4 protein-coding genes and 2 pseudogenes are annotated in these 6849 nt (G+C 40.7%); 2 read left to right on the forward strand and 4 right to left on the reverse strand.

Annotated features, from left to right (window positions below):
- Positions 1-583: 583 nt before the first annotated feature.
- Positions 584-1264 carry a UpxY family transcription antiterminator gene (locus BN4609_RS05015; RefSeq protein WP_049129570.1) on the forward strand — a complete coding sequence of 227 codons (681 nt, stop codon included), beginning with the start codon at positions 584-586 and terminating at the stop codon, positions 1262-1264.
- A gap of 275 nt (positions 1265-1539) precedes the next feature.
- Here the strand turns inward: BN4609_RS05015 and BN4609_RS05020 are convergent.
- Positions 1540-2529, reverse strand: a pseudogene (locus BN4609_RS05020) (IS1380-like element ISBf11 family transposase); the annotation flags it as partial.
- 138 nt (positions 2530-2667) lie between these two features.
- Here BN4609_RS05020 and erm(F) point away from each other — a divergent pair.
- Positions 2668-3468, forward strand: coding sequence for a 23S rRNA (adenine(2058)-N(6))-methyltransferase Erm(F) (gene erm(F) / locus BN4609_RS05025; protein ID WP_002682030.1), 801 nt, complete (start codon positions 2668-2670; stop codon positions 3466-3468).
- 212 nt (positions 3469-3680) lie between these two features.
- Here the strand turns inward: erm(F) and tet(X) are convergent, their stop codons facing one another.
- From tet(X) to BN4609_RS05040, 3 genes and pseudogenes are all read right to left on the reverse strand, one after another.
- Positions 3681-4847, reverse strand: coding sequence for a tetracycline-inactivating monooxygenase Tet(X) (gene tet(X) / locus BN4609_RS05030; protein ID WP_005783159.1), 1167 nt, complete (start codon positions 4845-4847; stop codon positions 3681-3683).
- Positions 4848-5407: 560 nt separating this feature from the next.
- Positions 5408-5563: pseudogene (locus tag BN4609_RS17300) on the reverse strand (two component system sensor kinase); the annotation flags it as partial.
- A gap of 104 nt (positions 5564-5667) precedes the next feature.
- Positions 5668-6240 carry a hypothetical protein gene (locus BN4609_RS05040; RefSeq protein ID WP_241033199.1) on the reverse strand — a complete coding sequence of 191 codons (573 nt, stop codon included), beginning with the start codon at positions 6238-6240 and terminating at the stop codon, positions 5668-5670.
- Positions 6241-6849 lie beyond the last annotated feature (609 nt).

Raw genomic sequence — 6849 nt, forward strand, 5'->3', positions numbered from 1 at the left:
CAAGACTTAGTTAATTATGGTTAAATTTAAGGTTTATACATACTTTTCCATAACAAAATGAGGTTGTATTGAGATTTTCTTTGTACTTTTGCAGCGGACTATTATCGCCATGTTTATAGCCATTGAGGTTAGACGTGTTCTTTCGTGATGGCATACAAGGCAGCCTACGCCGTGCTGAGTATGGCGGAGTCATAATGACAAAGCGGTACAAAGCGGGCATTGGGTGGGAAAGATAGTCCAGACATAATGAAGGCGTTTACTAACGCTCTGTTTAAGACAGTCTGTAATCTAGCAAATTAACAGTTATCATAGTCTTGAGCAAAGCCAACGGTAGATGTCCCGGGTGTGATAATATCGCTCCTGCGGAGACCTGTAAGCACGGATTGTACCTTTTCGGGCACAACAATTGTTTATTATGGTCTCCTAATGGAAATGATTATTCATATCGGCGTGGGCTCTGACGTTGTCTGTTCAACTATGATAGGCAATTGCTAGAGCCTCAGACTGTGGAATAGACAACAGACGTTTCCACGCTCTTTTTATGTCTATATTGCTATTAACGAGCAACGACATATAAGCCGATATGAACGCATTGCTTAATGCGCATACCAAACGAGGTTGCGATTCACCTCCTCACATTGGATTTGCCTCCAATGTCTCCCCCGAAGCCCAAAGCTCACAAACAGGGGTGTCCTCGGAATATGTCCAGCAGGAAGGTTACAACTGGTTTGTTCTTCGTGCTACTTATAACAGGGTAAATGCAGCCGTAGAGAAAGCAAAGAAGAATGATATTAAGACATACGTGCCGATGCACTATGTACTAAAAGTGATTGCTGGGAAGAAGAAGCGAATACAACAGCCTCTTCTTCCCAACTTTCTTTTTATATACGCCACAAGGGAACAATCAGACAGTTTTGTGAAAAAGACAGTTGATGCCCCAATCTCTTTTATAAAATATTATTTGGATAAGACGCTTCCTCCAGAGGCAAACGGTAAAAATCCTCCGCTTATTATACCATACAATGCAATGATAAATTTTATCAAAGCAACAAGTACTGATAGTGAGCATGTACGCATTGTTACAGCGGAACAGTGTCACTATAAAAGTGGAGATAAAGTACGAGTAATAGCTGGTGACTTCAAGGGAGTGGTTGGAAAAGTTGCCAGAATAGCAGGACAACAAAGAATTGTTGTTGAGATCTCGGGATTGTGCCTTGTCGCTACTGCGTATATTCCTACTGATTTTATTGAGATTGTCAAATAATGCCGAAAGGCATATTGTTTAATTTAAATTTTTTATTTTATGAAGAAAAATGGTAAGAATGAAGAACTTCAGTCTCGTCGTGAGTTCTTTAAGAGAGCCGCTAAAGGTGCTCTGCCTATTTTGGCTGGTGCAGCTCTCCTGTCAAGTCCTATCTTGTCAGAAACTGCAAATGCAATGTCATGCGCAGGATGTAACAACCGTTGTATGAACAGTTGCTTCAACACATGTCATGGTACTTGTAGCAGAACTTGCTCCGGTACAAACAACAGAAACTAATCCTTCCCTCCACGGAGGTTATAGAATTCGACAATCTCTTTCTCGGAAGACTCGTAGTCATTTGTAAGGATGCAGCGGTAGGTGTATTCTCCTTCCCACAGGTCGAGTTCGCCGTCTATCCGCTTCTGTCTTTGAATCACAAGACGGTATGCCTTCCCTTTCCATTTCTCGATGAGAATGGAGGCCAGCTCAAACTCAATACCGCCCAATTTCACTTTCTTCCAACCTCTGAGGGCAAAGATGTCATTGTAGAGCGAACTGCATCGGTTGGCACGGATATAGAAGGTCTTGCAGTGTTTAGCAATCTCTTCCACTATCTCTTCAGAACACGAGCCGCAATCAGCTCTGAAACGGTTGATAATAAGCTTGTTCTGTTCAAACCTTTCAAAGAACCTCTTCAGCGTGTCCTTCTGGTGGAAACGGACATTTGTGTTGCCGTCGCTGTTCTCAATGCCGACAATCAAGTCGCCAATAACTGCCACGCCAGGGCGATAACCAAGGAACTTCTTGTATGTAGGCTTCGCATCATACTTCTCAGCCTCTATGAACTGGTGGTCGAAGTCAACGTCATACCCCTCGCCCTCTTTCAGCTGCCCTGTGGACAATAGGCAATTGAGGAGCAGTGTATTCAGCTTGTCTGCCGTGTTGAAGTCGTAGGTCTTGCCAGTGTCGGATGTGTAGGAAATGTTATCCTGGGTCAGTTCCTTTATGGCTCTGAGAATCGTGTCGGCACTGCATGTGCGAAGTGTCGGATGAAGCGAGAGGTGATACATCAGATGAGTGGTGACATCCTCGATGCATGAGCCGCCACAGAAATAAACGCTCATAAGCGAACGGATGATTTCGCTGTATTGATAACCATACAGCCTGCATCTCATACCGAGGGTTGAGTCGATTACAGATGAGAGCTTGGAATCAAATTGCTCCATTATTGGAAAAATACCTCCAAAAGGAGAGAGTTTCTCAGATTTTATTGCTACCCTTGCCATGTCTGTCGGGTTTGATACATATTTTGATTTGCAACACTAAGATAGGTGAAAAATCTGACATGGCAAAATCCTGAGCAACTTTTTGTTGCTCAGGTACTTATAAATAAAGTTAAATCAAAGTGTTGCGGAATTAAGGTAATGACAAAAAAGAAATTGCCCGTTCGTTTTACGGGTCAGCACTTTACTATTGATAAAGTGCTAATAAAAGATGCAATAAGACAAGCAAATATAAGTAATCAGGATACGGTTTTAGATATTGGGGCAGGCAAGGGGTTTCTTACTGTTCATTTATTAAAAATCGCCAACAATGTTGTTGCTATTGAAAACGACACAGCTTTGGTTGAACATTTACGAAAATTATTTTCTGATGCCCGAAATGTTCAAGTTGTCGGTTGTGATTTTAGGAATTTTGCAGTTCCGAAATTTCCTTTCAAAGTGGTGTCAAATATTCCTTATGGCATTACTTCCGATATTTTCAAAATCCTGATGTTTGAGAGTCTTGGAAATTTTCTGGGAGGTTCCATTGTCCTTCAATTAGAACCTACACAAAAGTTATTTTCGAGGAAGCTTTACAATCCATATACCGTTTTCTATCATACTTTTTTTGATTTGAAACTTGTCTATGAGGTAGGTCCTGAAAGTTTCTTGCCACCGCCAACTGTCAAATCAGCCCTGTTAAACATTAAAAGAAAACACTTATTTTTTGATTTTAAGTTTAAAGCCAAATACTTAGCATTTATTTCCTGTCTGTTAGAGAAACCTGATTTATCTGTAAAAACAGCTTTAAAGTCGATTTTCAGGAAAAGTCAGGTCAGGTCAATTTCGGAAAAATTCGGTTTAAACCTTAATGCTCAAATTGTTTGTTTGTCTCCAAGTCAATGGTTAAACTGTTTTTTGGAAATGCTGGAAGTTGTCCCTGAAAAATTTCATCCTTCGTAGTTCAAAGTCGGGTGGTTGTCAAGATGATTTTTTTGGTTTGGTGTCGTCTTTTTTTAAGCTGCCGCATAACGGCTGGCAAATTGGCGATGGAGCCGACTTTTAGCACAAATGTTGAATAGAATTACTAATCTTCAACATTGCACAAAAGTTCAATAGAAGTACTTCACCGGCTCTATTGCCAATTTGTTTGTTATGTGCCGTTTTATTCCATTTTATACATTTAACAATTGCTGAAACGTAAAGTCGGGTTTAAACATTTCAATTTCGTTTTGAGTTGATTCTTCTTGTGCTTCTTTGCCATAGATAAACATTTGCTGTTCATAATTTTTAACAGCCTCTTCAATGCTATTAAATTTTCCATCGGCTAGATTATCAGACAATATCAAGGCATCCACCAACCCACTATTTACTCCCTGCCCTGCAAAAGGCGGCATCAAATGTGCGGCATCCCCAATCATTGTTATGGGTAATGGGCGCTTGCTTTTCCAAGGCTTTTCTAAAGGAAATATCCGTGTAGCCAATCCTACAAATGACAACGTCGTATGAATCAATTCTTTGTAGCGTTCGTCCCAATCGGAAAATTCTTTCAGAAGAAAATCAACGACACTATTTCTGTTTTGAAAATCTACCTGCGTTTGGTTTTTCCATTCATCAGGTGTTTTAAAACTTATTCCAAAATGCAATGCACCATTATTATTGGGGTTAGCAAATAATAAATTACCTTGGTGAGATGCCATTAGCCGGTTTCCATTGCATAGCTGAAAAAATCCAGGACAGTTTATCTCTGGTTGATGAATATCGGCTTGTATATTGAAAGTACCTGTTTCTTCAACTTCCGTGTCGGTAACAAATTTTCTTACCTTGGACATCCCGCCATTGGCAAGAATAACCAAATCTGCTGTTTCACTCGGTTTATTCTCAAAAGTTAGTGTCCACTTCTTCTTACCAGGTTCAAGCATAACAAGTTTTCTATCCCAAATAACCGTGTCGTTTTCTAAACTATTCAACAAGATAGCCCTTAAGTCATTTCTGTTTATTTCAGGATTGTCAAATCGATTTTCGGGCTTTACATTTTTTGTGGATAAAATATTGCCTTTTTTATCAGCAATATTTACACCCATTGGTAAGGCTAAGTCATAATAAGTTTGTAACAATCCCGCTTTTTTCATTGCTTCCTGACCTGAACCTTTGTGTAGGTCAAGGGTTCCACCAAAAATTCTTGCCTCTCGGTCGTTGTCTCTTTCGTAAACTGAAACGTCTATGCCGTTTTGCTGTAATAATTTTGCCATAGTCAGTCCAACGGGTCCACCACCAATTATTGCAACGTTCTTATCACTAAGTAAATTCATTTGTTTGTCTGTATCTATTCGCATTGTCATTCAAAAATGGCCCATAACAATGGCTCGGCGAATTGGCGAAGTAGCGAAGCTGTATCGAAGATACAAAAGCGGAGCTATTTAGCCAAGTCGCTTGTTGTAAGCAGTCCGCGAAGCGGCGGCTTACGGCAAGCGACGTAAGTCGCCGAGCCATTGTTAGCAAGGAGCGCAGCGGATTGCTAACAACGGTTTGCAGCTATACGCAGGCAGGGATTTTTACCACTAAGCTACCTACGATGAACTGAACTTTAAATTTACCACTTTCCTGTCTTACGAAGCACGAACCCCCTGCTTGCGTATAGGTGATGTTATGCGGTCGGCTTTCATTTTCTCTTCTTTCTCGTTAATTTGTCAAGCAAAGTTACTAAATTTGCAGTCAAGCAATTTCAATTTTTGAATTATGTATTTCAGCAGACCTTGGACTTCTATCTAAGTGATAGGCAGTCCTGAATAAATTCCAATCAATCTTTTAGGGCAAGACAATCAGTCTATGCTTTGTGTGTGCTGTCATTTTTTTTGATGGCATTGCTTTGTCGTAGTTGCTCTGTCGGGTAATACTGTCTATTCACTTCTCTGTGATTTGAACTCAAGTTGTCAAGTTCTAATGCTTCTATCTCCTGCCATTCATAGAAGCTATTATATGCTATACATCCGATAAGAACGGAGATAAGTATATACCCCAACCGTATTGTCTTATAGAAATTCCTGGATCGTTCCATTATTTTGATGATACTGATTTTTCAAACATGAATAAAAGTTTATCCTTTTCTTCCATACGGGTATTATCAGAATAACCGCCTTTTGTTATTTGATACCCACACGGCTAAGGATTGCTTACCTTGAAGTAGGACACAACTCGCAGAGCGCTTTCCTTAAAACCGTTCTCGGACAAAGAATCACTTGATTGATAAAGCAGGTCTTCACCCGATGCTGAACCATAGTCCAGTGGTTCAACACCTCTACCCCTTACGGCTTTGTCCTTGCTCAGAATGGCTCCGTCGCCCTTGCGGCCGTCAAGAGCATAGACAACCATATCCTTGCCGATGGTTGCCAGTTCCGGTGCAAAGACACCAATGACGGTAGCCTGCGAGAGGTTGCCGTGTTTGAGTTTGGCACTCAGACTACGGAATCCGTCTGCGAGCCAGAGACTCGGATTGAAGTTGAAGAAATGGACCGAACTGTTCGGAAGAGTAAGTTCAGACTTGACGCCACGGCTGTCCAATAGCATCAGCCGTATGGAATCCCCAGAGAAATCCTGCCAACGGTAATAACCTTGCAGGTCTGAGTTCAATGGCGCAGTCTTGAACCACAGTTCGCTTCCGCTGACTCCTCCGGGCGTTTGCGCGAAACTGCCGAGAGCGAAGCCTAACAGTAACAAAGAAGTAAACTTTCTCATGCGCTGTCAATTTGGAGTGTTTGAAAAATATAAAAACGTATGCCTCTGCCGCGCAGGGAGAGACCAGTGAGAGAGAACGGACTGTTACTACGGAGAAGAATTGTGATATAGGCTGCTCCGTAAAGTCCTATTGTCACGTGGCAGGCCAACAGGCTTTACCACCAAAATAATGCTGCAAATATACAAAAATAATCTTAATAAACGGATATAATCTTTAAGAAATTTGCTGGTTTGGTGTTTTTTTCTTATGATTTCGGTCGATTTTGCAGAAATCTTTTACATCTGTTGTATATACTGGAGTTAGTTTGGCAAAAATACACAAATGGTCACGGCTTCAGTTTCTTATGTTAGAATGTGAATCATGGTTTGAAACTGTACACACTCGGAGTACAAACGAAAACAATATATGCTTGTGTCGGAAAGGTATATATGAGCTGATGGTAGAGTCGTCATCAACAACAATGGCCCTGATTTGATAAACTCAGCAGGAATACTTGCTATTCATTTTTTTATGATGGGGTTATGTTTACAAATTTGAGATTTCATGTAAAAAACAGGGGTATCTTATTATGATAAAAACATCAAGATACCCCTATATATAATTAGGCG

The organism is Leyella lascolaii, from assembly GCF_900079775.1.
GTDB lineage: Bacteria > Bacteroidota > Bacteroidia > Bacteroidales > Bacteroidaceae > Prevotella > Prevotella lascolaii.

Excerpts from the sequence above, each read along its gene's own strand:
- BN4609_RS05040 (WP_241033199.1), bottom strand. The coding sequence starts at position 6,240 with ATGAGAAAGTTTACTTCTTTGTTACTGTTAGGCTTCGCTCTCGGCAGT.
- BN4609_RS05015 (WP_049129570.1), top strand. The coding sequence starts at position 584 with ATGAACGCATTGCTTAATGCGCATACCAAACGAGGTTGCGATTCACCT.